General features: G+C 69.0%; 27 protein-coding genes. 9 read left to right on the forward strand and 18 right to left on the reverse strand.

Going from position 1 to position 25,359, the window contains the following annotated elements; genetic code table 11:
- Window positions 1-2,256 (reverse strand): ATP-dependent helicase, encoded by a 2,256-nt coding sequence (locus tag ACTOWL_RS12880; protein ID WP_441321634.1) that lies wholly within the window; start codon window positions 2,254-2,256, stop codon window positions 1-3.
- Between the two features lie 104 nt (window positions 2,257-2,360).
- Here ACTOWL_RS12880 and ACTOWL_RS12885 point away from each other — a divergent pair, with 104 nt between their 5' ends.
- Window positions 2,361-2,843: a GNAT family N-acetyltransferase gene (locus ACTOWL_RS12885; RefSeq protein ID WP_441321635.1), complete on the forward strand. Its 483-nt coding sequence runs from the start codon at window positions 2,361-2,363 to the stop codon at window positions 2,841-2,843.
- Between the two features lie 13 nt (window positions 2,844-2,856).
- On the opposite strand, the gene ACTOWL_RS12890 is transcribed toward ACTOWL_RS12885, so the two are convergent.
- From ACTOWL_RS12890 to ACTOWL_RS12930, 9 genes are all read right to left on the reverse strand, one after another.
- Window positions 2,857-3,435 (reverse strand): hypothetical protein, encoded by a 579-nt coding sequence (locus ACTOWL_RS12890; RefSeq protein ID WP_441321636.1) that lies wholly within the window; start codon window positions 3,433-3,435, stop codon window positions 2,857-2,859.
- Between the two features lie 67 nt (window positions 3,436-3,502).
- The gene (locus ACTOWL_RS12895) at window positions 3,503-4,021 is read right to left on the reverse strand and encodes a hypothetical protein (RefSeq protein WP_441321637.1); all 519 of its coding nucleotides are present in this window, start codon (window positions 4,019-4,021) and stop codon (window positions 3,503-3,505) included.
- 42 nt (window positions 4,022-4,063) lie between these two features.
- Window positions 4,064-4,585 (reverse strand): pentapeptide repeat-containing protein, encoded by a 522-nt coding sequence (locus tag ACTOWL_RS12900; RefSeq protein ID WP_441321638.1) that lies wholly within the window; start codon window positions 4,583-4,585, stop codon window positions 4,064-4,066.
- 46 nt (window positions 4,586-4,631) lie between these two features.
- The gene (locus ACTOWL_RS12905; RefSeq protein WP_441321639.1) at window positions 4,632-5,558 is read right to left on the reverse strand and encodes a DMT family transporter; all 927 of its coding nucleotides are present in this window, start codon (window positions 5,556-5,558) and stop codon (window positions 4,632-4,634) included.
- Between the two features lie 160 nt (window positions 5,559-5,718).
- A complete protein-coding gene (locus tag ACTOWL_RS12910; protein WP_441321640.1) occupies window positions 5,719-6,654 on the reverse strand; it encodes an ABC transporter substrate-binding protein in 936 nt (311 codons plus the stop codon).
- Window positions 6,655-6,736: 82 nt separating this feature from the next.
- Window positions 6,737-7,738, reverse strand: a complete 1,002-nt coding sequence (locus tag ACTOWL_RS12915; RefSeq protein WP_441321641.1) for an ABC transporter permease subunit — start codon at window positions 7,736-7,738, stop codon at window positions 6,737-6,739.
- Between the two features lie 13 nt (window positions 7,739-7,751).
- Complete coding sequence (locus tag ACTOWL_RS12920; RefSeq protein ID WP_441321642.1) at window positions 7,752-9,305, reverse strand: sugar ABC transporter ATP-binding protein; 1,554 nt, start codon at window positions 9,303-9,305, stop codon at window positions 7,752-7,754.
- The gene (locus tag ACTOWL_RS12925) at window positions 9,286-10,542 is read right to left on the reverse strand and encodes an ROK family protein (RefSeq protein WP_441321643.1); all 1,257 of its coding nucleotides are present in this window, start codon (window positions 10,540-10,542) and stop codon (window positions 9,286-9,288) included. Before ACTOWL_RS12925 ends, ACTOWL_RS12920 begins: the two co-directional genes overlap by 20 nt.
- A 190-nt stretch (window positions 10,543-10,732) precedes the next feature.
- Window positions 10,733-11,335 (reverse strand): TetR/AcrR family transcriptional regulator, encoded by a 603-nt coding sequence (locus tag ACTOWL_RS12930; RefSeq protein WP_441321644.1) that lies wholly within the window; start codon window positions 11,333-11,335, stop codon window positions 10,733-10,735.
- Between the two features lie 155 nt (window positions 11,336-11,490).
- Between ACTOWL_RS12930 and ACTOWL_RS12935 the strand changes: the two genes are divergently transcribed.
- Window positions 11,491-12,243: an SDR family NAD(P)-dependent oxidoreductase gene (locus ACTOWL_RS12935; protein ID WP_441321645.1), complete on the forward strand. Its 753-nt coding sequence runs from the start codon at window positions 11,491-11,493 to the stop codon at window positions 12,241-12,243.
- An 82-nt stretch (window positions 12,244-12,325) separates the two neighbouring features.
- On the opposite strand, the gene ACTOWL_RS12940 is transcribed toward ACTOWL_RS12935, so the two are convergent.
- The 4 genes from ACTOWL_RS12940 to ACTOWL_RS12955 form a co-directional block, all read right to left on the reverse strand.
- Window positions 12,326-13,045, reverse strand: a complete 720-nt coding sequence (locus tag ACTOWL_RS12940; protein WP_441321646.1) for a class I SAM-dependent methyltransferase — start codon at window positions 13,043-13,045, stop codon at window positions 12,326-12,328.
- Between the two features lie 10 nt (window positions 13,046-13,055).
- The gene (gene metF, locus ACTOWL_RS12945) at window positions 13,056-13,967 is read right to left on the reverse strand and encodes a methylenetetrahydrofolate reductase [NAD(P)H] (protein WP_441321647.1); all 912 of its coding nucleotides are present in this window, start codon (window positions 13,965-13,967) and stop codon (window positions 13,056-13,058) included.
- Window positions 13,964-14,914: an ArsR/SmtB family transcription factor gene (locus tag ACTOWL_RS12950; RefSeq protein WP_441321648.1), complete on the reverse strand. Its 951-nt coding sequence runs from the start codon at window positions 14,912-14,914 to the stop codon at window positions 13,964-13,966. The genes metF and ACTOWL_RS12950 overlap by 4 nt, the downstream gene beginning before the upstream one ends.
- A gap of 110 nt (window positions 14,915-15,024) precedes the next feature.
- The gene (locus ACTOWL_RS12955) at window positions 15,025-15,651 is read right to left on the reverse strand and encodes an HAD family hydrolase (protein WP_441321649.1); all 627 of its coding nucleotides are present in this window, start codon (window positions 15,649-15,651) and stop codon (window positions 15,025-15,027) included.
- A 66-nt stretch (window positions 15,652-15,717) separates the two neighbouring features.
- On the opposite strand from ACTOWL_RS12955, the gene maiA reads away from it, so the two are divergent.
- The 6 genes from maiA to ACTOWL_RS12985 are packed head-to-tail and all read left to right on the forward strand — an operon-like array spanning window position 15,718 to window position 20,029.
- Window positions 15,718-16,359 carry a maleylacetoacetate isomerase gene (gene maiA / locus ACTOWL_RS12960; protein ID WP_441321650.1) on the forward strand — a complete coding sequence of 214 codons (642 nt, stop codon included), beginning with the start codon at window positions 15,718-15,720 and terminating at the stop codon, window positions 16,357-16,359.
- 44 nt (window positions 16,360-16,403) lie between these two features.
- Entirely contained in the window at window positions 16,404-17,669 is a 1,266-nt protein-coding gene (locus tag ACTOWL_RS12965) for an MFS transporter (protein WP_441321651.1), read from the forward strand.
- Entirely contained in the window at window positions 17,656-18,546 is an 891-nt protein-coding gene (locus tag ACTOWL_RS12970) for an amidohydrolase family protein (protein WP_441321652.1), read from the forward strand. The genes ACTOWL_RS12965 and ACTOWL_RS12970 overlap by 14 nt, the downstream gene beginning before the upstream one ends.
- Before the next feature lie 39 nt (window positions 18,547-18,585).
- Window positions 18,586-18,831 (forward strand): hypothetical protein, encoded by a 246-nt coding sequence (locus tag ACTOWL_RS12975; protein ID WP_441321709.1) that lies wholly within the window; start codon window positions 18,586-18,588, stop codon window positions 18,829-18,831.
- A gap of 2 nt (window positions 18,832-18,833) precedes the next feature.
- Window positions 18,834-19,307 carry an SOS response-associated peptidase family protein gene (locus ACTOWL_RS12980; RefSeq protein WP_441321706.1) on the forward strand — a complete coding sequence of 158 codons (474 nt, stop codon included), beginning with the start codon at window positions 18,834-18,836 and terminating at the stop codon, window positions 19,305-19,307.
- Window positions 19,277-20,029: a response regulator transcription factor gene (locus ACTOWL_RS12985; protein ID WP_441321653.1), complete on the forward strand. Its 753-nt coding sequence runs from the start codon at window positions 19,277-19,279 to the stop codon at window positions 20,027-20,029. The genes ACTOWL_RS12980 and ACTOWL_RS12985 overlap by 31 nt, the downstream gene beginning before the upstream one ends.
- Before the next feature lie 26 nt (window positions 20,030-20,055).
- Here ACTOWL_RS12985 and ACTOWL_RS12990 read toward each other — a convergent pair whose 3' ends face one another.
- From ACTOWL_RS12990 to ACTOWL_RS13000, 3 genes are read right to left on the reverse strand one after another with little or no spacing between them, the layout of a single operon-like run.
- Complete coding sequence (locus ACTOWL_RS12990; protein WP_441321654.1) at window positions 20,056-21,354, reverse strand: O-acetylhomoserine aminocarboxypropyltransferase; 1,299 nt, start codon at window positions 21,352-21,354, stop codon at window positions 20,056-20,058.
- Window positions 21,355-21,359: 5 nt separating this feature from the next.
- On the reverse strand, window positions 21,360-21,848 hold the full coding sequence (locus tag ACTOWL_RS12995) for a CoA-binding protein (RefSeq protein ID WP_441321655.1): 489 nt from the start codon (window positions 21,846-21,848) through the stop codon (window positions 21,360-21,362).
- Window positions 21,849-21,855: 7 nt separating this feature from the next.
- On the reverse strand, window positions 21,856-22,668 hold the full coding sequence (locus tag ACTOWL_RS13000) for an enoyl-CoA hydratase (protein ID WP_441321656.1): 813 nt from the start codon (window positions 22,666-22,668) through the stop codon (window positions 21,856-21,858).
- Window positions 22,669-22,790: 122 nt separating this feature from the next.
- On the opposite strand from ACTOWL_RS13000, the gene ACTOWL_RS13005 reads away from it, so the two are divergent.
- Complete coding sequence (locus ACTOWL_RS13005; RefSeq protein ID WP_441321657.1) at window positions 22,791-23,213, forward strand: PaaI family thioesterase; 423 nt, start codon at window positions 22,791-22,793, stop codon at window positions 23,211-23,213.
- A 7-nt stretch (window positions 23,214-23,220) separates the two neighbouring features.
- Here the strand turns inward: ACTOWL_RS13005 and ACTOWL_RS13010 are convergent, their stop codons facing one another.
- Window positions 23,221-25,068 (reverse strand): calcium-binding protein, encoded by a 1,848-nt coding sequence (locus tag ACTOWL_RS13010; protein ID WP_441321658.1) that lies wholly within the window; start codon window positions 25,066-25,068, stop codon window positions 23,221-23,223.
- Window positions 25,069-25,359 lie beyond the last annotated feature (291 nt).

Below are 25,359 nucleotides of genomic sequence, written 5' to 3' on the forward strand. Positions count from 1 at the left end.
TTATCCTGCCTCGGCGGCGGGGACGACGAAGCTGTCCATCACCCGCTTCTCGCCGGAATGCTCGAAGGCGATGGTCAGCTTGTCGCTGTCGACGCTGCGGACCTCGCCATAGCCGAACTTCTGGTGGAACACCCGGTCGCCGATGGCGAAGGCGCGGGCCGGGCGCGGCCGGGCCTGCACCTCATAGCCGCTGCCCTCGATCACCGTCGGGGCGCGGCGCATGAAGCCGCCCTGCGGCGGGGCCGTCCACAGCCGGGTTGGCGCCGCCTCGGCGAAGCGGCCATAGCCGGTGTCGCCGAAGCCGGTCTCCGAGGTGACCTCGACATGGGCGTCCGGCAGCTCGCCGACGAAGCGCGAGGGCAGGGCGGTCTGCCACTGGCCGTGAATGCGGCGGTTGGCGGCGGCGGAGACATAGGCGCGGCGCTTCGCCCGGGTCAGCCCGACATAGGCCAGGCGCCGCTCCTCCTCCAGCGCCGCGATGCCGCCATCGTCCAGCGCGCGCTGGTTCGGGAATACCCCTTCCTCCCAGCCGGGCAGGAAGACATGGGCGAATTCCAGCCCCTTGGCCGCATGCAGGGTCATCAGCGTCGCCTGCTCGCCGGTCTTTCCCGTCTCGTTCTCCATCACCAGGCTGACATGCTCGAGGAAGGCCTGGAGGGTCTCGAAATCCTCCATGGCGTTGATCAGTTCCTTGAGGTTGTCCAGCCGGCCCGGGGCCTCGGGCGACTTGTCGGCCTGCCACATGGCGGTGTAGCCGCTCTCGTCCAGCACGGTCTGGGCCAGCTCGACCTGCGACACCTGCTCCGACAGGCGGCGCCAGCGTTCGAAATCGCCCATCAGGGCGCGCAGGGCGCCGCGCGGCTTCGGCTTCAGCTCGTCGGTCTCGATCAGCCTGAGGGTCGCCTCGGTCAGCGGCACGCCGAGGGCGCGGCTGGCCTGGTAGAGAAGCTGGATGGTGGCGTCACCCAGGCCGCGCTTCGGCACATTGATGATGCGTTCGAAGGACAGATCGTTGTCCGGCTGCGCCACCACCCGGAAATAGGCGACGGCGTCGCGGATCTCCTGTCGCTCGTAGAAGCGCGGGCCGCCGACCACGCGGTAGGGCAGACCGAGGGTCAGGAACCGCTCCTCGAATTCGCGCATCTGGAAGCCGGCGCGGACCAGCACCGCGACCTCGTTCAGCTTGACCTGCTGGCGCTGCAGCCGCTCGATCTCGTCGCCGACCCAGCGCGCCTCCTCCTCGCCGTCCCAGACGCTGCGGACGATGACGGACTCGCCGCCCTCCGCCTCGGTGAACAGGGTCTTGCCCAGGCGGCCCTGGTTGTGGGCGATCAGCCCGCCGGCGGCGCCCAGGATATGGCTGGTGGAGCGGTAGTTCTGCTCCAGCCGGATCACCGCGGCGCCCGGGAAATCCTGCTCGAAGCGCAGGATGTTGCCGATCTCGGCGCCGCGCCAGGAATAGATCGACTGGTCGTCGTCGCCGACGCAGCACAGGTTGCGGTGCTTCTGGGCCAGCAGGCGCAGCCACAGATACTGCGAGACGTTGGTGTCCTGGTACTCGTCGACCAGGATGTAGCGGAACCGGTCCTGGTAGTCGGCCAGCACCTCCGCATGCTCCTGGAAGATGGTCAGGTTGTGCAGCAGCAGGTCGCCGAAATCGCAGGCGTTCAGCGTCCGCAGCCGCTCCTGATAGGCAATGTACAGCTGCAGCATGCGGCCCTGCGCCACCTCGCCGGCATCGGCCGGCTTCAGCTTCGCCGGCGTCAGGCCGCGATCCTTCCAGCGCTCGATCACGCCCAGCAGCACCCGCGCCGGCCAGCGCTTCGAATCGATGCTGTCGGCCTCGATCAGCTGCTTGATCAGCCGGATCTGGTCGTCGGTGTCGAGGATCGAGAAGTTCGAGCGCAGCCCGACCAGCTCGGCATGCCGGCGCAGGATGCGGGCGGCCAGGGCGTGGAAGGTGCCCATCCACCAGCCCTCGGTCGGGGTGCCGAGCAGGTGGGCGACGCGCTCGCGCATCTCGCGGGCGGCGCGGTTGGTGAAGGTGACGGTCAGGACCTGGCTCGGCCAGGCTTTGCCGGTAGACAGGATATGGGCCAGGCGGGTGGTCAGCACCCGGGTCTTGCCGGTGCCGGCCCCGGCCAGCACCAGCACCGGACCGTCCAGCGTCTCGACCGCCTGGCGCTGCGCCGGGTTCAGGTTCTGCAGGTACGGCGGCTCGAAGCCGGCCGGCATGTTCCGGGAAAGTTCGACCATGTGTTGTCTATAGCATGACCGGGCTGCGCCGAAACCGCTGGCGTCGGGTTGACGCAGCCCGGAGCCGCGTCGAGGATCGCCGCGACCCGAACCGAGAGCCTGCCATGACCGACCTCGTGATCCGCCCCGCCGAGCCCCGCGACGCCAAGGAGATCCTGGCGATGATCACCGAGCTGGCGGTGTTCGAGAAGGAGCCGGACGCGGTGCTGGCGACCGAGGCCGATCTGCTGCGCGACGGCTGGGGCCCGACCCCGAAATTCGAGGCGCTGATGGCCGAGCGCGGCGGCCAGGTCCTGGGCTTCGCTTTGTTCTTCCCCAGCTACTCGACCTGGGAGGGACGCGAGGGGATCTATCTCGAGGACCTCTATGTCCGTGACACGGCCCGCGGCCTCGGCGTCGGCCGGGCGCTCTTGGTCCGGATCGCGCAGCTGGTGGTGGCGCGCGGCGGCAAGCGGCTCGATCTCTCGGTCCTGACCTGGAACCCGGCGCGGGAGGTCTATGACCGGCTGGCCTTCGAGCACAAATCGGACTGGACCGGCTACCGCCTCAGCGGCGCCGCGCTGGTTGCGCTGGCGAAAGCGGACTAAGCTGTAGGCTCGCTCAGTTCGCCGTCTCGACCGGGCTCGCAGCCGCTTCCCAGCCTCGGCGCAGGCCTTGCCGCCCCAGCCATATTATGAGGATGAACAGGGCCGGCACCGCGTTCATGCCGACGACGAGCCTGTTGATGTCATTGTCGACAAAGATTTGGAATCCGACAAACAGCCAGTTGAGTTCATAGCCGAAATAGATATCCAGGTCTCCTGTCTTGGGAATCTGGATAAATAATGCGAGCGTGGTCAGGCCGTAAATTTTGTAGATGATATAGTCGGATGCAATAACGGGAATCTGGAGTGCTTGGACAAGAAGCGACAGGACGTATCCGGCCCTGTTGCCCTTCAGGAGCTGGAATCCGGCGACCACAGAGAGGCCGTACAACAGCATCACACAGGCGAATATCAGCCCGGTGCCAAGGGGCAGAGTTGAGAGGCCGGATTCCACCAACCGGACCAGGATGACGTACGACCCTATGATGCCGCAGGCGATTTCGATGAAGGCAACGATTCGGCGAGGAGACAGAAGGTGCAACAGCTTCGCTGCCGATGACGGCCTTCCGCCTCGCGCCACGACCGGTTCGGTCACGATGTCCCCCCGCCTTCGCCTCTCCATCATCGCAGCCCAGCTGCTCCTGGCAAGCCGGCATTGCCGGTCAGCGGTTCCGCTGCCGGAAGTATTCCAGGATGATGCAGAGGACCACCGGCACCAGGTTGAGCGCGACGATCGTCCCGGACAGGCCGGTGTCGAGATAGAAGCCAAGCGACAGCGCCCCTTGGAACGGGTCCAGGCCGATGCCGTAAGACGGGGTGATCGACATCGCCGGGTTGTTCGCGACCAGTGTCACCGGAAGCCGCGCGATCATGTGGAAGTGGTAGGCGACGCCGGCGGTGTAGAGGATCGGGATCTGGCTGGCCTGGGCCAGCAGCGACAGGGCGTAGCCGAGGCGGCGGCGGTTCCACAGCAGGGCGCCGGCGGCGATGCAGAGCAGCATCAGCAGCGCCGCGGCCAGCAGGACCAGCCACTGCGTCGCGGCGATGATCGCCGGGCCGTCGCGATAGATCCGCTCGCCGATCTCGGTCAGGCCGGCAATCCCGCCGACGATCTGGATCACCGCGATGACGCGGTCGAGGGGAAGGGCGGGACGCCGGGTGGAACTGCCGGTGCTGGTCATCGGTTCGCTCGGTTCATGCTTTTCAGGCCGCGGGCCGCTTCGCTATTCGCACAGCCCGATCGAGCCTTCGGCGCAGATCTTGGCGCCGTCGATCCAGGTGGCGCCGGACAGGTCGGCGCCACGGAACACGGTGCCGCGCAGATCGGCCCCGGTCAGGGTGGCGCCGCGCAGCCTGGCGCCGACGAAGCGGGCGTTGCGCAGGTCGCTCTTGCTCAGGTCGGCGCCGGTCAGGTCGGCATCGGTGAAGTCCGAGTTGCCGAGGCGCGCCGAATCCAGCTTGGCGCCCTTCAGGCTGGCATTGCTGAACCTGGCGCCATAGGCCTCGGCGCCGGTGAAGATCGCCCCGTCCAGCACCGCCCGGGTCAGGCTGACCTCGCGCAGCTGTGCGCCGGACAGGTCGATGCGGCTGAGCGGCCGTTCGTCCAGCAGGCAGCGCCGCCAGTTGACGCCCGGCGCCGCGGCGTCGGTGCAGCCGGCCCATGCCGTCGCGGCCAGGCCGAGCAGCAGGGCGATGGAGAGAGCGAGGGCCCGGGCGACTCGGGAGCCGAAGGATGCGACCGACATGGCCGGACAGTCTCCGATCCCCGGATTCAGCGCAAGCGCTCCGGAGTCACATGGATTTGCCGACCGGGCGGACGATCCGGCGCTGCCGCTCGCGGAAGGCGATGAACAGGGCGGAGCTGACGATCACCGCGGTGCCGAGCAGTTCGATCGGGGTCGGGAACTCGCCCCAGGCCAGAAAGCCGAGGCCGAGAGCGAAGATCAGCGAGGCATAGTCGAACGGCGCGATCACCGAGGCCGGGGCCAGCTGGTAGGCCTTGGTCATCAGGATCTGGGCGATGCCGCCCAGCACCCCGACCGTGACCAGGATCGGGATGTCGATCAGATCGGGCCAGACCCCGACGAAGGGCAGGGTGGCGGCGCCGGCGACGGCGCCGGACAGGGTGAAGTAGAAGACGATGGTGACGTTCGATTCGGTGTCCGCCATCTTACGGATCGAGACCATGGCGAAGGCGGTGGCCATCGCGCCGCCGAGCGCCACCAGCGCGCCGAGCGAGATGCCGGTGGCGGGGGTCGGATGCACCACCAGCAGCACGCCGACGAAACCGATCACCACCGCGCTCCAGCGGTAGATCCGCACGGTCTCGCCGAGCAGCGGGATGGCCAGGATGGTGATGAACATCGGCGCGGCGTAGCCCAGCGCCGTCGCCGTCGCCAGCGGCAGCATGCTCAGCGCGGTGAAGCCGCAGAACATCGAGACCAGGCCGGAGCCGGAGCGGCGCAGATGCCCGCCCAGCCGCTCGGTGCGCAGCACCCGGAAGCCGCCGAGGCGATGCACCAGCCACAGCACCGGGATCATGGCGAAGAAGCTGCGGACGAAGACGATCTGGCCGACCGGATACTGGTCGCCGAGCTGCTTGATCAGCGCCGACATGCAGGTGAACAGGGCGGCCGAGGCCAGCTTGTAGCCGATGGCGGGCAGGAGCGAGGCCGGGGCCGCGTCACTCGACCCTTTTTCGGCCTGGGAGATCGTCATCGGAAACGGGGCCCGTTGCGGCTCGATCGTTCCTCCAGAGTTACGCCGGACGAATCGGCAGGGCCATGGCCGATCACGCCGGGGCTGCCATGCACGGCGCTTCGGGACAGGGCGCCTGGATTGGGTCCGCGGTCCGCGAACCCAATCCAAACGGCGAGGCTTACTCCCCGGTCCAGCCCTTGTAGTCGTTGACATTGTCGCGGGTGATCAAGGTCGAGGGGATCAGGGTCGGGTCCTGCGCCGGCTTCTGGCCGTTCAGCAGGCCGACGCCCTCCTGCACCGCCTTGCGGGCCATGAAGAACGGGTCCTGGGCCGAGGAGGCCTGCACCAGGGTGTTGCCCTTCAGCGCGGCGACGATGTCCGGCGCGCCGTCGACCGAGGTGATGATGATGTCGCTGCGGCCGAGCTGCTTGGCCGCCAGGTCGGCGCCGATCGCCGTCGGGTCGTTGATGGCGAAGACGCCGTCGATCTTCTCGAACCGGGTCAGCAGGCCCTGCATCACCGCCAGGCCGCCGTCGCGCGAGCCCTTGGCGTCCTGGTCGCCGGACAGGATCTTCAGGTCCGGCAGCTCGTCCCAGACGTTGTGGCAGCCCTTGACCCGGTCGGTCACGGCCGAGACCTGGGGGCCGTTGACGATGACGACGTTGCCTTTGTTGCCGAGCTTGTCGGCGATGTACTTGCAGGCGATCTCGCCGGCCTGGACGTTGTCGGTCGTCACCGTGGCGTCGGCGCCTTCGGCCGCGGTGTCGACCGCGACCACGATGATGCCGGCCGCCTGCGCCTTCCGGATCGCCGGCCCGATCGCCTTCGGGTCGCCCGGGTTGAGCAGGATCATGTCGACGCCGGCGGCGATGAAGTTGTCGATCTGGGTGAACTGCTTGCCCAGGTCGTAGTCGTAGCCGACGGCCTGGACCTCGACATCCGGGTTGGTCTTCTTCGCCTCGAACTCGGCGCCCCTGGCCAGGGCGACGAAGAACGGGTTGCCCATCGAGCCGAGCGAGACGCCGATCTTCTTGAGATCCTTGGCGTCGGCGACGCCGACGGCGCCGACCGACAGCGCCAGCGCGACGCTGGCGAGCAGGATGTGTTTCAGCACGTGGTTCCTCCCCTGGTCTGAGCGATGGAGCCGGCGAGGCGACCAGAGGTCCTGCCGGCCCGTTCCGGAAAGCGGGAAATCCTCAGGTGCGGGCCGACCCCTGCAGGCGCAGGCGGTCGAGCGCGACGGCGCCGATGATGATCAGGCCCTTGATGATGTACTGCCAGACGTCGGGCACCCCGACCAGGATCAGCCCGTTCGACAGCACGGCGATGATCAGCGCGCCGACCAGCGTGCCCCAGATCGAGCCGATGCCGCCGACGAAGGAGGTGCCGCCCAGGATCACCGCGGCGATCGCGTCGAGCTCGTAGCTGGTGCCGAGCTGCGTCCCGTTGGCGGCGTAGAGCCGGGCGGCCGACATCACCCCGCCGAGGCCGGCGAGCACGCCGGAGGCGCCGTAGACGAACAGCAACACGCGCCAGACCTTGATGCCTGACAGCCGCGCCGCGTCCGGGTTGCCGCCGACCGAGTAGATGTGCACGCCCAGCACCGTCCGCCGCAGCACCAGCCAGGACAGCACGATCACCAGGAAGGCGATGATCACCAGCCAGGGCACGCCGAGGACGGTGCCGTTGCCGATGAAGTCGAAGGACAGGGACGGGTTGAACACGGTGGTGTCGTCGCCCACCAGCCGGGCGATGCCGCGCACCGCGGTCAGCGAGCCGAGGGTGACGATGAAGGGCGGCAGCCGCAGGAAGGCGATCAGTGAGCCGTTGGCGAGGCCGAAGACGAGGCCGCAGATCAGGCCGAGCGGGATGCCGAGCAGGCCGAGGTCGGGAATCAGCGACCCGATCACCGCGACCATGGCGGAAGCGGCCAGGATCGAACCGACCGACAGGTCGATGCCGCCGGTCAGGATGACGAAGGTCATGCCGGCGGCCAGCACCGTGTTGATCGCGGCCTGCTGCATCACGATCGAGAGGTTCTGCCAGGAGGCGAAGCGCCCCCCCTCGCTCATGAAGTAGAAGGCGATGCAGAGCAGGATCAGCACCGGCAGCATGCCGACGGTCCGGATCAGGCCCTGGATCATCAGCCGGCGTTCGGCGTCACGGTTGACGGCGGAGGTGGCGGCGTTGTCGGCCATGATTGACGATCCCTTATTGGACAGTGGCGGCGGCGGGGTCGGCGATGCCGGTGGCGAGGGCCATGATCGCCTCCTGGGTCAGCGGGCGGCCGGAGGCGCCGCCGGCCTCGCCCTCGATCCGGCCCTCGCGCATCACCAAAGCGCGGTCGGCGATGCCGATCACCTCCGGCAGCTCCGACGAGATGACGATGATGCCGATCCCGGCCTTCGCCAGCCCGTCGATGATGCGGTAGATCTCCGACTTGGCGCCGATGTCGACGCCGCGCGTCGGCTCGTCGAGGATCAGGATGCGCGGCTTGGTCTCCAGCAGGCGCGACAGCAGCACCTTCTGCTGGTTGCCGCCGGACAGCGCGCCGACCGTGACCTCCGCATTGGCCACCCGGATCTTCAGGGCGGCGATGGCGTCACCGGCCCGGACCCTGGCATGGGCGCGGTCGAGGATGCCGCCGGGGCCGGCGTCGGTGCTGTAGACCACGAGGTTGATGTTGTCCTGCACCGACATGTCGAGGAACAGGCCCTGGCCCTTGCGGTCCTCGGTCAGGTAGGCGATGCCGGCGGCGATGGCGTCGCCCGGCCCGTGGATCTGCAGCGTCTTGCCCTCGAGGGTCACCTCGCCGGATGTCTTCGGCTCGGCGCCGAAGATCAGCCGCGCCAGCTCGGTGCGGCCGGAGCCGACCAGGCCGGCGATGCCCAGCACCTCGCCCTCATGCAGCTCGAAGCTGCAGCCGCGGACCCGGCGCCCGTCGGCGATGTCGCGGACCGCGAAGATCACCCGGCCGGCGCTCTGATGCGCGTCATGCTCCTTCTTGTAGAAGCCGGAGATGTCGCGCCCGACCATCATCTTGACCAGCGCCTCGGCGGACAGGCCGTCGCGGTCCAGCGTGCCGACATAGCTGCCGTCGCGCAGCACCGAGACGCGGTCCGACAGCTCATAGATCTCCGACATCCGATGGCTGATGTAGATGATCGCCAGCCCTTCGGCCTTGAGCCGGCGGATCAGTTCGAACAGCCGGTCGGTCTCGCGCGCCGACAGGGCCGTGGTCGGCTCGTCCATCACCAGGATGCGAGCCTGGGCGTGGATGGCGCGGGCGATCTCGACCAGCTGGCGCTCGGCGATCGACAGGGTGCCGACCAGCGTGGTCGGGCGGAAGCCGGCGCCCAGCCGCCCCAGCACGTCCTCGCAGCCGGCCAGCATCGCCTTGCGGTCGACGAAGGGGCCGGATGTCGGCTCGCGGCCGAGATAGATGTTCTCCGCCACGGTCAGGTTCGGCGACAGGCTGAGCTCCTGGTAGATCACGGCGATGCCGAGCTGCTTGGCAGCCAGCGGCCCGCCGATCGTCACATCCTTGCCGTCGAGCCGGATGGTGCCGCCGGCATCGGCCTGGTAGGCGCCGGACAGCACCTTCATCAGGGTCGACTTGCCGGCGCCGTTCTCGCCCATCAGGGCGTGGATCTCGCCCGGATAGACGGTCAGGTCGACCCGGGTCAGCGCTTTCACCCCCGGGAAGGTCTTGGAGATGCCGTGCATCTCCAGGATCGGCGTGGGGCTAGTCTGCGGCTGCAGCATGGTCTCGCCATCCTCTCTCGTCGGCGCTGCGGGTCAGGATCGAGGCCCGCGGCGAGAAGCTGAAGAACATCGGCAGGCTGGCGGCGCCGATGGCGCCGGCGTCGCAGCCGAAGGAGCCGTGCAGCAGGCGCGGCGGCTGGCCGGCCTCCGGCACGGTGGCGGCCAGCCGCGACTGCAGCCGGCCGATCAGGGCGTCGATCAGCCCGTCGTCGATATCGGCGTCGATGATCACGCTGCGCACCTCCAAGAGGGCGGCGGCCGACCAGATGGCATCGGTCAGGGCATCGACGCAATCCCCGATCCATTCCGCCACCGGCGGCCGGGCGGCGGCGATCGCGGCCTTGAGGTCGGCGCGGCCGCCGCCGGGCAGGCCGTGGAAGGCGAGGTGGCGCGACAGCGCGTTCAGCGAGGCACGGGTCAGCAGGATGTCGCGGTCGTCGGCGGGGGCGGGGGCGGAGGCGAGGCGCCCCGGCCCGACCGGCAGCAGCGCCACGTCGCCGGCATTGCCGGTCGGGCCGCGCAGGCAGTCGCCGCCCAGCACCACGCCGCCGCCGATGGCAGGGCCGATGAACAGGTACAGGAAGTCGTCGATGCTGCGGCCGATGCCGTAGAACAGCTCGGCCACCGCGGCGGCGGTGCCGTCGTTCTCGCCGAAGACGGGCAGGCCGGTCGTCGCCTCCAGCATCGCCGCGAAGTCGACCATGTCCCAGGCGGCGAAATCGGCCGGCGGCAGGTCCAGTTGGTGCAGCCAGGCGCCGAGATTGTAGGGCTGGGCCAGGCCGATGCCGGCCAGCTTCGGCCGGTCGGCGGGGGCCAGGACGGCCAGCAGCTCGGCCACGTCCTGGCGGGCGATGCGCAGCGCCTCGGCCGGGGCGGGCAGCAACTGGTCATGGCTGCGGCGGGCGATCACGGCGCCGCCGAAATCGATCAGCACGGCCTCCATGCTGCGCCGGTCCAGCCGCACGCCGATGCCGTAGGCGCCTTTGGGGGCCAGCCGGTACAGCGTGGCGGGCTGGCCGCGGCCGCCGTCATGGCGCTTGCCGAGCGAGACGATCAGCCCGTCCCGTTCGAGCTGGGCGATGATGCCGCCGATCGCGGTGTTGGTCAGGTCGGCCAGCCGGGCCAGCTCCGCCTTCGACGCCTCGCCGGCGCGGCGCAGGGTCTGCAGCACCAGCCGCTCATTGTAGCGGCGGAGCTGCACCGAATTCGTGCCGCGGCGGATGGCGGACCGTCGCACTTCCTTCCTCTCCTCCCGGGCATCGGTTGATATTAATTGAACGTGATGGAATTAATCCCGACGGGCTATCCGCGTCAAGGGACATTTCCTCTCGTTTTTGATCTGGTTCCCGACAGGAGCTTGCCGACGATACAAACAATTGTATCGATTGCGGCGCAGCTGTTCAAGGGTGGGAGGTAGACCGCTTATATCATGACGAGAATGTGGAACTACCGGTAGGCCAAGTGGAAAGCGCTTGCTCAGCAACAGCCTCCAGCATGTCGCGGCTGAAGCCGGCCTTAGCCTGCACTGCCATGCCGTGAGTGACAGCCATCACGAACGCGGCAAGGGCATCGGGTTTGGCCGTCTCCGGCAAGTCGCCCTCGGTTTTCGCCCGTTCGAAGCGTTCACGAAGCTGCGCCTGACCAGCCGCGCGAAACTCTATCAGCGCTTGTCGCACAGGTTCCGCTTCATCCGATACCGCCAGGGCCCCATTGATGCCGAAACACCCCGGATGGTCGGGATAGCGCGAATTGAGGTCGGCTGCATTGTACAGGATGTGCGCCGCAACTTGGCGCGCAGTGGGGAGTTGAAGCGCCTCCGGAATGTAGCCCAGGTATCGCTCCTCATAGCGAGCCAGGGCATGGCGGAAGAGCGCTTCCTTGTTGCCAAACGCAGAATAGAGGGCGGGTCTCTCTACGCCGGCAGCCTCGGTCAGGTCAGCGTAGGACGCACCCTCGTAGCCCTTGCGCCAGAAGACGCATAGCGCAGCGTCCAGCACTTTCTCCACGTCAAACTCGCGATGGCGGCCCATCAGCCCAGCCCAACTTTTTTCATAATGGTCATTACTAAACTGCTTGACAGCCCCTGTCCAGATTTCATACCAAGCGTTATCGTAACATTCGTTACGAAAAAGAGGTCGCTCGCCATGGTCGGGCGCTCTGATCGCGCACGGAAGGGATCCTCATGTTGAACACGTTGAAGGGTAAGGTCGCTCTCGTTACCGGCGGCTCGCGCGGGCTCGGCGCCGCTACGGCGGAGGCCCTTGCCGACCAGGGAGCGGACGTTGCGATCAGCTACGTCGCGTCGGCCGGGAAGGCCGAAGCTGTGGTCGAGAGGCTGAAGGCGAAGGGCGTCCGGGCTCTCGCGATCCAAAGCGACCAGGCCGACTCGGCCGCGGCCAAGCCGCTGGTCGCCAAGGTGGTGGCGCATTTCGGCAAGCTCGACATCCTCGTCAACAATGCGGCGATCGCCGTGCAGGGCAAGACGGTCGACGATCCCGATCTCGACACGGTCAATCTCGATCGCCAGTGGCAGATCAACGTCATGGGCGCGGTGGCGACCACGCGCGCGGCAGCGCCGATGCTGCCGGATGGCGGCCGGATCATCTTCATCGGCTCCCTCCTGGGCAGCCGCATCCCGTTCACCGGGGTCGCCGACTATGCGGGAACCAAGGCGGCCATCGCCGGATATGCGAAGGGCGTCGCCCGCGATCTCGGCGGACGCAATATCACGGTCAACATCGTCCAGCCCGGCATCATGCCGACCGACATGGCGGCAGAGGTCCGCGACAGGCTCCCCGCCGCGATCATGGACCTGCACCCCATCCGTCGGATCGCGACGCTCGAGGAAGTGTCGGCCCTCGTCTGTTTTCTGGCGGGGCCGAACGGGGGCTACATCACCGGCGGCGTGATCGACGTGGCCGGCGGCCTGCAAGTCTGAAGGACCGTTTGTAAATGCTACTGGCGTGAGTCGGCTGACGGCGCAGCGGCACGAATGTTGGGTTCGCGGACGCGAACCCAACCTACGTGGAGCGGGGAACCGGCAGCTCGGCAATCCGCCACAGGCCCAGCGCCTTGTCGCGATAGGCGCCGCCCTCCTCGGTGCAGCCCTCGATGATGACGCGGTGCGGCGCGGGCAGGCTGAAGGGCGGGCGCTGCAGGTTCAGCGGCCGCCAGTCGCCGTCGGCGATGACGCGGTTGCCCTGCAGCTCCAGGAAGGTGGTGGTCAGGAGCCAGGTCGAGCCGGAGCGGCGGAGATTGGCGAAGGCGGCGGCGATGCTTTCGGCCGAGAGATGCACCAGGCAGTCGCGGCACAACACGACATCGGCCTTCGGCAGCGCGTCGCGGGTCAGGTCCAGGCGCAGGAAGCGGCGGCGGCCGGTCTCGCCGTAGCGCACGATGTTCTTGGCGACCAGGTCGGCGACGATGTCGGCACCGGTGTAGGCGATGCCATCGAGGTCGACACGGCTCATCCAGCCGAAATCGCCGCAGGGCAGGTCGAGCAGCGAGGCGGCGCCGAGCTCGCGCAGCAGGGCCGGGATCGCCGCGCGCAGCTGGGCGGTGCCGTCGAGGCCGGAGCCGAGGCCCGAGCGCGATTCCTCGGCGCCCCAGACATTGTTGCGCCAGATGTAGTCGAAGGTGTCGGCCAGCCCGAGATCCTTCAGAGCCCCGGTGTGCCGGCGATAGACGCGCTGGGCCAGGGCCTCCGGCCGGTCGGCGTCGGAGAGCGGCTTATCCGTCATCGCGGGACTTTCAGGCGGCGCAGGCCTCGGCGCGGCGCGGGCGGATGCCGAGGAAGCGGCAGATCGCCAGGGTCAGCTCGGCCCGGTTCAGGGTGTAGAAGTGGAACTCCTCCACCCCGTGGGTCTGCAGCAGGCGGCACTGCTCGACCGCGACCGAGGCGGCGACCAGCTGGCGCGTATCCGGGGTCTCGTCTAGCCCCTCGAACAGCATCTCCAGCCAGTCCGGGACGGCGGCGCCGCAGGCGGTCGCGAATTCCTTGGTCCGGGCGAAGTTGGTGATCGGCAGGATGCCGGGCACGATCGGCAGGCCGATGCCGGCCGCTGCAGCACGGTCGCGGAAGCGCAGGAACGCCTCGGTGTCGAAGAAGAACTGGGTCAGGGCCCGATCGGAGCCGGCATCGGCCTTGCGCTTCAGGTTGTCCAGGTCGAAATTGGCCGAAGGCGCCGACGGATGCGTCTCCGGATAGGCCGCGACCGAGATGTCGAAGGGGGCGATCCGGCGCAGCCCGGCCACCAGGTCGGCGGCATAGGCATAGCCGTCCGGCCGCACCTCGTAGGGCGCGCCGCCGGGCGCGTCGCCGCGCAGCGCCACGATGCGGCGGATGCCGGCGGCCCACAGGGCGCGGGCGACGCCGTCGATCTCCTCACGCGAGGCGCCGACGCAGGTCAGGTGCGAGGCGGTGGGCAGGCCGCTGCCGTCCTGGATCTTGGTGACGATGCCGAAGGTGCGGTCGCGGGTCGTCCCGCCGGCGCCGTAGGTGACCGAGACGAAGTCCGGCGCCAGCGGCGCCAGCCGCGTCACCGTCTCCATCAGCGTCGCCTCCGCCGCGTCGCTCTTCGGCGGGAAGAACTCGAAGCTGACGATTGGGTCACGGCGGCCGGCTTCGGCCGAGGCATTCGCATAGGGCAGGTGGGTCGTCATGCTGCGGCCTTCCGTTGCGCCGCCCGCCTGGCGGGCCAGATGGTGACAGTGAGGGGAGCGCCGGGCAGGTGCACCGGCGGTTCGGTCTCGAAACCAGCCCGCTGCAGCCAGCGGGCGAAGATGTCGTCGGGGAAGCCGAGCCAGCGATGGGCGTGCTCGCTGCGCAGGTTCTCGACGTCGTGCGGGGCGAAGTCGGCGACGATCAGCCGGCCGCCGGGGCGCAGCACCCGCGCCGCCTCGGCGATCGCCGCAGCCGGATCCTCGAGATGGTGCAGCACGTGGTGGACCAGCGCGACATCGAAGGATTCGCCGGGCAGCGGCAACTGGTACAGGTCGCCCTGCCGCACCTGGCAGTGGCGCTGCAGTCCGGCGCGCTCGATATTGGCGCGGGCCACCGACAGCATCTCGCGCGACAGGTCGATGCCGACCGCGCGCCGCACCCGCTCGCCGAGCACGATCAGCATGCGGCCACTGCCGGTGCCGAGGTCGAGCAGGTCGCCGATCTCGCCGGGCGGCAGCAGGTCGAGGATCGCCTGCTCGACCGCGCTGTCGGCGATGTGCAGGGTGCGGATGTCGTCCCAATGCGAGGCGTTGTCGCGGAAGTAGCCGGCGGCCATCTCGGCGCGCTGGCGCTTCACCGCCTCCAGCCGCTCCAGGTCCAGCCCGACCGTGGCGTCGGCGTCGGGGATCAGGTCGACCAGGCTGCGCGCCAGGTCGGCCACGGCACCGTTCTCGGCCAGCCGGAAGAAGGCGAAGGTGCCCTCGCGGAAGCGGTCCAGCAGCCCGGCCTCGGCCAGCAGCTTGAGGTGGCGCGACACGCGCGGCTGGCTCTGGCCCAGGATCTGCGTCAGGTCGGTGACCGACAGGTCGCCATGGGCGCACAGCATCAGGATCCGAAGCCGTGTCGGCTCGGCCGCCGCTTTCAGCCCCTGCAGCAGACGCTCCACGACCCTCAGGCCTCCCGCTCAGCACCACACATGAGAAGTAGGATACCAAACTCTCAGCAAGACATAAACATGTCTTTATGTGTTTGTGTGAGAGAGCGGACTCAGCTGCCCTACAGCGCCCCCATCTCGATCAGCTCCCGCTGCGCCTGCTCCGGCGATTCGAAACGGATCGCGCGCATGCCGACGGCGCGGGCGCCGACGACGTTGTCGGGGTTGTCGTCGATGAAGATGCAGTCGGCGAGATCGAGGCCGAAGCGGCTCTCCAGCAGCCGGTAGATCCGCGCATCCGGCTTCAGCAGCTTCTCATGGGCCGAGACGATGACGCCGTCGAACCAGCCCAGGAACGGCCATCTGGTCAGGGTCAGCGCGAACTTCTCGGCCGAGAAGTTGGTGATGGCATAGACCTTGTCGCCGCGCTCCTTCAGCCCCTTCAGGATCTCGACCGTGCCCTCGATGACATGCGGCACCATCTCCTCCCAGCGCTCGTCGAAGGCGCGGATCAGGGGCTCGTGATGCGGGAACTCGGCGACCTTCGCGGCGATGGCCTCGGGGAAGGGCGTGCCGCCATCCATCGACAGATTCCAGTCATGGGTGCAGACTTCGGTTAGGAATGCTTCCATCGCCGCCTCGTCCGCGAACAGCTTGCGATAGAGATGCCGCGGGTTCCACTCGAGCAGCACGGCACCGATGTCGAAGACGACGGTGGGGCGCCCCGAGGGCGGGTGTGACGAGGACATGGCAACTGGCTCCGCTTCGGGCTATGTGGAGTCGCTGGTAGCACGCGGGGAAAGCCGACCCAAGCCATGAAGCTGCACACCTATTACCGCTCCTCCGCGGCCTATCGGGTCCGCATCGCCATGGCGCTGAAGGGGCTCGACTACGATTCGGTGTTCCACCATCTGCGCCGGGGCGAACAGGCGGCCGAGCCCTACCGCTCGCTGAACCCGCAGAAGCTGGTGCCGGCGCTGGAGGGCGAGGGGGCGGTGATCACCCAGTCGCTGGCGATCATCGAGTATCTGGAGGAGACGCATCCGGCGCCGCCGTTGCTGCCGCCGGATCCGGCGGGTCGCGCCCGGGTGCGGTCGATCGCGCTGTCGATCGCCTGCGAGATCCATCCGATCAACAATCTGCGCGTGCTGCGCTACCTGCGCTCGCCGCTCGGCCATGACGAGGCGGCAATCGAGGAGTGGTACCGGCACTGGGTGGCGGAGGGACTCGGCGCGCTGGAGATCCAGCTGTCGCGGTCGCCCAGCACCGGCGCCTTCTGCCACGGTGCGATGCCGACCGTCGCCGATTGCTGCCTGATCCCGCAGCTGTACAACGCCCGCCGCTTCGACTGCGACCTCAACCCGTACCCGACCCTGCTGGGGATCGAGGAGCGGGCGGTGGCGCTGCCGGCCTTCGCCGAGGCGGCGCCGGAGCGCCAGGGCGACGCCGAGGCCTGAGAGCCGAACTCCGCCGGGTGGGGCGGCAACGACGAGGGGGCAGCATGACGACGGAGACAGCCGACACCAGCCCGACCGCCTGGTTCCAGGAGATGACGCCGCCGGAGCGGCGGACCTTCTGGGCCTGCTTCTCCGGCTGGGCGCTGGATGCGATGGACGTCCAGATCTACAGCTTCGTGATCCCGACCATCATCGCGCTGTGGAGCCTGACCAACGCCCAGGCCGGCCAGATCGCCACGGTGACGCTGCTGTGCTCCGCCGTCGGCGGCTGGGCCGCAGGCCTGCTCGCCGACCGGATCGGCCGGGTGCGGACGCTGCAGCTGACCATCCTCTGGTTCTCGGTCTTCACCTTCCTCAGCGGCTTCGCCCAGAGCTTCGAGCAGCTGCTGATCGCCCGCGCCCTGATGGGCTTCGGCTTCGGCGGCGAATGGGCGGCCGGCGCGGTGCTGATGGGCGAGGTGATCCGGGCCGAGCACCGCGGCAAGGCGGTCGGCACCGTGCAGTCGGGCTGGGCCATCGGCTGGGCCGTGGCCCTGATCATCAAGACGGTGCTGTTCCTGGCCTTCGACCCGTCCGTCGCGTGGCGCTACCTGTTCTTCATCGGCATCCTGCCGGCGGTGCTGGTGTTCTTCCTGCGCCGCTTCGTCGACGAGCCGCCGGTGTTCGCCGAGACGCAGCGCCGGATCGCCGAGACCGGCGACCGGCCGGGCATCCTGGAGATCTTCTCCGGCCCGGTGCTGAAGATCACCCTCCTGACCTCGCTGCTGACCACCGGCGCCCAGGGCGGCTACTACGCCATCACCACCTGGCTGCCGACCTACCTCAAGGGCCAGGGCCTGTCCGACATCGGCAGCAGCGGCTACCTGGCCGTGGTCATCGCCGGGTCGTTCACCGGCTATCTGGTCGGCGCCTATCTGGCCGACCGGATCGGGCGGAAGATGCTGTTCTTCGTGTTCTCGGCCTGCGCCATCGTCATGGTGTTCGCCTATACCAGCCTCAATCTGAGCAACGAGGTGGTGCTGCTGCTGGGCTTCCCGCTCGGCTTCTTCGGCTCCGGCTATTTCAGCGGCGTCGGTGCCTTCCTGACCGAGCTGTTCCCGACCCGGGTGCGCGGTTCCGGCCAGGGCTTCGCCTACAACTTCGGCCGCGGCGTCGGCGCCCTGTTCCCGATGCTGGTCGGCGTGCTCAGCGCCAGCATGCCGCTGGGCCGGGCGATCGCGATCTTCGCCATCGGCGCCTACGCCCTGCTGTTCATCGCCGCGCTGGCCCTGCCCGAGACCAAGGGGAAGATCCTGCATGCCGACGGCTGAGCCGCTGGCCACTGCGCCGCTCTGCCAAGGGCCCGATCCGGCGCCGCGGCCGCCGCGCCGAGTCCTGCTGCCGGACGGGGCCTGCGATACCCATGCCCATGTCATCGGCGGGCCGCCCGGCTATCCCCTGGTCCACAGCCGCAGCTACACCCCGCCCGAGGCGCCGGCGGCGGCCTATCTCGGCATGCTCGACGCCGTCGGCATGGCCCGCGGCGTGCTGGTCCAGGTCAGCGTGCACGGCACCGACAACCGGCTGATGGTCGAGACGCTGGCCGCCAACCGGGGCCGGCTGCGCGGCGTCGCCGTGGTCGAAGCCGACGTGCCCGACGCCGAGCTCGCCCGGCTGAAGGCGGCCGGCGTGGTTGGCCTGCGCCTCAACGTGCTGTTCGGCGGCGGCGTCGGCTTCGACCAACTGGAGCGCCTCGGCGACCGCTGCCGCGAGCTCGGCTGGCACCTGCAGTTGCTGCTCGACGCTCGGACGCTGCCGGATCTGGCACCGCGGCTGGAGCGGCTGCCGGTGCCCTTCGTCGTCGACCATATGGGCCACATGCCGGCCTCGGCCGGGATCGACCATCCCGGCTTCCAGGCGCTGCTCGGCCTGCTGCGCCGGGACAAGGGCTGGGTCAAGCTGTCCGGCGCCTTCCGGGTCTCGACGGCCGGCCCGCCCTATGCCGACACCATCCCCTTCGCCCGCGCCCTGGTCGAGGCCGCGCCGGACCGGATGGTCTGGGGCAGCGATTGGCCGCATGTCGCCCATGCCGGACCGATGCCGAATGTCGGCGAGCTGCTCGACCTGCTGGCCGACTGGGTGCCCGACCCCGTCCAGCGCGACGCCGTCCTGGCCGCCAACCCGGCGCGGCTGTACGGGTTCGGCTGAGCGGGGGCGTCGCCGATGTGCAACGAGTACAGCTCGCGAGTGGACGCCGCGACCATCAACGAGGATTTCGCGGCCGCGGGTGTCGAGCTCCGCTCCCCGGAGGGCACGCCGAACATCGCGGCCCGCGACAGCATCAGGATCACCGACACGGCCCCGATCATCCGCATGGTCGAGGGCGGGGCGGGCGACCTGGTCCAACGACGCTGGAGCTGGCCGGGGCCGGGGGCCGACCGGTCTACAACTTCCGGTCCGACGGCCGCGAATTCGCCACCGGGCGCTGCCTGATCATCGCCGACGGCTTCTACGAGTTCGCCGACCCGGCGGACCCGGCGAAGAAGCGGAAGGACAAGTGGCTGTTCACCAGGGCGGGGCAGCCGTGGTTCTGCATCGCCGGGATCTGGCGGACCGCCCCTGATGTCGGCGAGGCCTTCACCATGCTCACCACGGCCCCCGGGCCGGACATCGCGCCCTATCACGACCGCCAGGTCGCCATTCTGGACCGCGCCGACTGGGCCGCCTGGCTGGAATCCTGCGGTGTCGGCGAAGACCCTGCTGAAGCCGCTGCCGCAAGGAAGCCTGACGGTCGAGCAGGTCGGCTGACCGGCTCTCCACCGACCTCAGGTCTCCGGCAGCAGCGTGTCGCCGGGCAGCCATCCCGGAACACAAGGACCGCGACGGTGTTTGTTGCCGGCGGCCCGCCAGTGGCGGTTCCAGGGGGTTCTCATCCGCCATGCTCGACGACCTCGTCTTCGCCGACCTGATCGGCCCGACCTATGACGCCGCCCTCGGCGACGCCGACTGGGGCGGCGTCCTGGCCGGGCTTGCGGCGCGATTCCGGGGCAGCATCGTCCTCAACCAGCCGACGCTGCCCCCGACGGCCGGGGGGCTGCTCGGCGCCAATGTCGATACCGCCGGCTTCGCGGCCTATGACGCGCATTACCGCCACTGCGATCCGCTGCGCCTGGCGATCCGGCGGGGGGCTCCCGGTCCGGTCTTCGTCGACCGCATGCTGATGCCGGGCCGCGACCTGGAGCGGACCGAGTTCTACAGCGACTTCCTGGCTCCGCGGGGCATGCACAGCGCCTTGTGCTGGCATGCCGAGATCGGCCGCGGCCATCCGGCGGCGCTGACCATCTGGCGGTCGCGCCGCGCGCCGTCCTGGGCCGATGCCGACATCCGCCTGCTGCGGGGCTTCGCCCCTCACCTGGCGCGATCGCTCCTGATCCAGCAGCGCCTCGCCGCCGGCGGGGCGCGTCGGGCCGTCCTGCGATGCCTGCGGCGCAGCCCGGAGCTGAGCCGGCGGGAGCGCGAATGCCTGGCCCGGATCGCGCGCGGCGCCTCGAGCAAGGCGATCGCCCGCCAACTCGACCTGTCGGCCCACACCGTCGACGAGTATGTCGAATCGGCGATGCGCAAGCTGGGAGCGACCAGCCGCATCGAAGCCGTCGCGATCGCCGTGACCGCCGGCCTGCTCGGGGCCTGAGCCCGGTCCGCCGCCCCGGCTGCCGTCTACTCAGTCGCCGCGCGCAGCGCCTGGTCGAGGTCGGCGATGATGTCGCCGACCGATTCCAGGCCGATCGACAGGCGGATCACCTCCGGCCCGGCGCCGGCGGCCTTCAGCCCCTCCGGCGTCAGCTGGCGATGGGTGGTCGAGGCCGGGTGGATGATCAGCGACCGGGCGTCGCCGATATTGGCCAGGTGGCTCAGCAGCTCGACGCCCTCCACCACCTTCACGCCGGCGTCGAAGCCGCCCTTGACCCCGAAGGTGAAGACCGAGCCGGCGCCGCGCGGCAGGTACCGCTTGGCCAGCGCGTGGTACTTCGACGACGGCAGCCCGGCGTAGTTCACCCATTCGACCGCCGGGTGGGTCGACAGGAACTCCGCCACCTTCTGCGCATTCCCGATGTGCCGGTCCATCCGTAGCGACAGCGTCTCGATGCCGAGCAGGGTGAGGAAGGCGTTCATCGGCTGCTGGTTGACGCCCAGGTCGCGCAGGCCGACGGCATGGCCGAAGAAGGTGTAGGCCAGGTCGCCGAAGGTCTCGTGGAAGCGCAGGCCGTGATAGCCCGGCTCCTCCCCGGTCAGGCCCTTGAACTTGTCCGACTGGGCCCAGTTGAAGCGGCCGGAATCGACCACCACGCCGCCGATCGACGTGCCGTTGCCAGACAGGAACTTGGTGGTGGAGTGGACGATGATGTCGGCGCCGTGCTCGAACGGCCGGCACAGATACGGGGTGGCCATGGTGTTGTCGACGATCAGCGGCACGCCGAGGTCGCGCGCCACCGCGGCGATCGCCTCGATGTCGCTGACCACGCCGCCCGGATTGGCCAGGCTCTCGATGAAGATGGCGCGGGTCTTGTCGTTGGCGGCGCGGCGGATGTTTTCGGGGTCATCGGCATCGACGAAATGCGTGACCCAGCCGAAGGCGCGCTTGAAGCTGTTGCCGAGCTGGTTGATCGACCCGCCATACAGCTTGTTGGCGGCGACGATCTCGGCCCCGGGCTCCATGAAGGGGAACAGGGCCAGCAGCTGGGCGCCGTGGCCCGAGGCGGCGGCGATGGCGCCGACCCCGCCTTCGAGCGAGGCGATCCGCTCCTCCAGCACCGACACGGTCGGGTTGGTCAGCCGGCTGTAGATGAAGCCCAGCTTCTGCAGGTTGAACAGCGCCGCCGCATGCTCGGCATCCTCGAAGACAAAGGAGGTGGTCTGGTAGATCGGCGTCTGGCGCGCGCCGGTGGTCGGGTCCGGCCGCGCGCCGGCATGGATCGCCAGCGTCTCGAAGCCCGGGCCGCTGTTGCTGTCGGACATCATCCTCACCCTTTTCGCTGAATTTTCGACGAGATCACGCGCGACGAGGTGCCCATCCAGCTCAGCTCGCCATTCAGCCGCGCCCATTCGATCTTCGGGCAGCGGTTCATCACCACCTGGATGCCGGCGGCCTCTGCCTTCGCCGCGGCGGCGTCGTTGCGCACGCCGAGCTGCATCCAGATCACCTTGGGCTTGACCGGCAGGGCCAGCGCCTCGTCCACCACCCCCGCCGCGGCCTCGCTGTTGCGGAAGATGTCGACCATGTCGACCGGCACCGGCACGTCCGCCAGCCGGGCATAGACCGATTCCTTCAGGATGGCCTGGCCGGCGACGCCGGGATTGACCGGGATGACGCGGTAGCCCTTGCCCTGCAGATAGGTCATGGCGAAGTAGCTGGGGCGGTTCCAGTTCGGGCTGGCGCCGACCATGGCGATGGTCTTCACCGCGCGCAGGATGCCGCGGAGAGTGGCATCGTCGTAGCGCTCGTGGTCCATTCCGGTCTCAGCGCCCCTGCCAGACGGGCGGGCGCTTCTCGAGGAAGGCGTCGATGCCTTCCTCGGCGTCGCGGGCCAGCATGTTCCGCACCATCACCTCGCTCGCATATTCATAGGCGCCCTGCAGCCCCAGCTCGGCCTGCTCGTAGAAGGCCTCCTTGCCGATGGCCAGCGTCAGCGGCGATTTCGCCGCGATCTGCCGGGCCAGGGCCAGCGTCTCCTCGGCCAGCCGGGCGGCCGGCACCACCCGGTTGACCAGGCCCAGCTCGCGCGCGCGGTCGGCGGTCACGGCGTCGCCGGTCAGCAGCATCTCCATCGCCGGCTTGCGGCCGACCGCACGCGACAGGGCGACCATGGGGGTGGAGCAGAACAGGCCGATATTGACGCCGGGCGTGGCGAAGCGCGCCTCTTCCGCGGCGACGGCCAGGTCGCAGCTGGCGACCAGCTGGCAGCCGGCCGCGGTCGCCATGCCCTGCACCTGGGCGATCACCGGCTTGGGCAGCCGGGTGATCGCCAGCATCAGGGCCGAGCACTCGGCGAAGACACGCTCGTAATGCTCGCGGCCCGGGTCGGCGCGCAGCTCCTTCAGGTCGTGGCCGGCGCAGAAGGCCGGGCCGGCGGCGGCCAGGATCACCACCTTGACCGACTCGTCCTGCCGGATCGCCTGCAGCTCGGTCTCCAGCGCCAGCATCAGCGCCAGCGACAGGGCGTTGCGCGCCGCCGGGCGGTTCAGGGTCAGCACGGCGATGCCGTCGGCATCCTGCCGCAGCAGCGGAGCATCCTCCGCCGGAGAGGCGGCGGGCAGCGGGTCGGCGGACATGGCGGTTCCTCGGGTCCGGGCGGTGCGGACGCACTCTACCCCGGCGGTCGCCGGATGAAACAGCCCTTGCCGGACCCCGTATGCGCATCCCTACTGACAGGAATGTGAGAGGGAGGGTGGCGATGCAGCCGGCGATCGAGGCCGAGGCGGTGGAGGCGATCATCCGCGACGGCGTGCCGCTGATCGGCGCCTTCGGGGTGACGGTCACGGCGCTGGGGGCGGGCACGGCGACGCTGGTGATGCCCTGCCGCGAGGATTTCGTGCGGCCGGGCGGCACCATCACCGGCCCGGCCCTGTTCGGCCTGGCCGATGTGGCGCTCTACGCCGCGGTGCTCAGCCGGGTCGGCCGGGTCGAACTGGCGGTGACCACCTCGATGGCGATCAACTTCCTGCGCCGCCCGGCCCTGGTGCCGGTGATCGCCGAGGCCCGCCTGCTCAAGCTCGGCAAGCGCCTGGCCTATGGCGAGGTGCTGCTGTTCTCCGAGGGCGAGCCGGAGCCGGTGGCGCACGCCACCGGCACCTATTCGATCCCGCCGCCCGGGTGACGAACCGCTACAGCACGAAGTCGCCGGCCTGGAGCGCGAGGGCCCTCGTCAGCACGATGTGGAAGTCGGAGGCGCCGTCGCCGTTCACGTCGCCGGCGATGGTGGTGGTGGAGCCCGATACCGCATAGCGCAGCTGCCCGGCGACATGGCCGAAGCCGGCCGCACCGATGAAGCTGAAGGCTTGGTCGCCGGCCGCCGTGGTTCTGGCGTCGATGATCGAAAGGTCGATCCTGTCGCCCTGCGACCGGGTGAAGTCGGTGATCCGGTCGGCATTCGCGCCGACGGCGCTGTACGACGCGGAGGAGAAGGCGAAGCGGTCGGCGCCGGCGCCGCCGGCCAGGGTGTCCCGCCCGGCCCAGCCGTTCAGCACATTGGCGCCACCGTCGCCTGTGATGGTGTCGTTCCCGGCCGAACCGGTGATGTTCTCGATGCCGGTGTAGACGTCGCCGAGCGCCTCGCCAGACGATCCGACCCGGACGCCCAGATTGACCGTGACGCCGGCCGCCGCCGTCGCATAGGAGGCGGTGTCCAGTCCGGTGCCGCCGTCCAGGGAATCCGCGCCGCCGCCGCCGCGAAGCACGTCGTTGCCGCCTTCGCCGCGCAACGTGTTGGCGCCGGCACTGCCGGTCAGCAGATCCGCGCCCTGGCTGCCGGTGATGTGCTCGATGCCGAAATAGGTGTCGCCTTGGGCATAGCCGCCGGCGCCTTGGCCGGTCGCGAGGTTGGCGGTGACGCCCGTGGCGCTCTCCCAATAGGTCGCCGTGTCGGCACCGTTGCCGCCGTCCAGCCGGTCGGCGCCCGATCCGCCCCGCAGGACATCGTCGCCGTCGAATCCGAAAAGCCTGTCGTTGCCGGCCAGGCCCGACAGCACATTGTTGCCGATCCCGCCCGAGATGGAATTGGCCAGGCCGTTGCCCGTGCCCGACAGGTTGAGGCCGAGGGCATATTCCACCAGGACGAGATTCTCGATCGCTTCGAAACCGGCGAGCGACAGCGACAGCGACAGCGAGCCTTCGATCCCGTCGATGCCGCCGTCGGCATACTCCCTGATCTCGTCGAGAAACACGCCGGCCGGGGAGAAGTCTTGCGCGCCGACGACATAGACGTCGCCATCGGCGCCGCCGTCGAGATAGTCGACCCCGCTGCCGCCGATCAGGCGGTCGGATCCGGCGTCGCCATAGAGCCGATCGTCGCCCGCGCCGCCCGCGATCGTGTCGTTTCCTTCGTCGCCGGAGCAGTTGTCCTCGTCGTCACCGCCGTCGACCTGGTCGCTTCCCGCGCCGGCGCGGATCTCGTCGTCACCCGAACCGCCGTAAAGCTGGTCGTTGCCCACGGCAAGGCGATAGACGAAATCGTCGCCGGAGCCGCCATCCATGTAGTTCGTGCCGTCTCCGTCGGAGCGCAGGTAGTCATCGTCGCCGCCGCCGTAGATGTAGGTCGTCAGGCCGGCTGCGGTATTGTGGCCGACATAGATATTGTCGTTTCCGGCATCTCCGGAATACACACCTGAATCGCCTCTCCTGTCGTCGATGTAGTCGTCGCCATAGCCGCCATAGAGCTGGTCGTTGCCGCTGTAACCGTCGATGTAGTCGTCGCCGTAGTCGCCGTAGAGCTTATCGTTGCCGTCATTGGAGTCGCCGTAGGAGGTGCCGCCGTCGAGATCGTCGTCGCCGTAGCCGCCATGGATCGTGTCGTCGCCGAGGTCGCCGTACAGATAGTCGTCGCCGTAGCCGCCGTTGATCAGGTCGGCGCCGGAATCGCCCCGAACGAAGTCGTCGTCGCCATAGGCGTTGATTTCGTCGTCGTTTACGGTTCCGTTCAGGATGTCCTTATTGCCGGTGCCATTGATCGCCATGTCAGCCTTCCTACTCGTCCTTGTTTCCGCAGATTTCAGTCAGCGTGCCACGGCCCGACGGCGGCGGCGTCATCTGAACAGGGGATGCGCAGCGATAAAAAATATGCGGCGGTGGAGGTTCGTCCGGCTCGGACCGGCCGTCTGGCGAGGACGGGCCGGCGAACCAAGCCGCGGGCGGCTTACGGCGACGGTATAATGATACCGTTCTGCTAACATACTGCCGGATCGACGCTTTTTTCCGTTGACGGCGGCAGCTCCGGCGCGTAGACAGCCGCCTCTCGCCGGGCCCCT

The sequence above is a fragment of the Inquilinus sp. CA228 genome (assembly GCF_052078665.1).
In the GTDB taxonomy this organism is placed as follows: domain Bacteria; phylum Pseudomonadota; class Alphaproteobacteria; order DSM-16000; family Inquilinaceae; genus Inquilinus.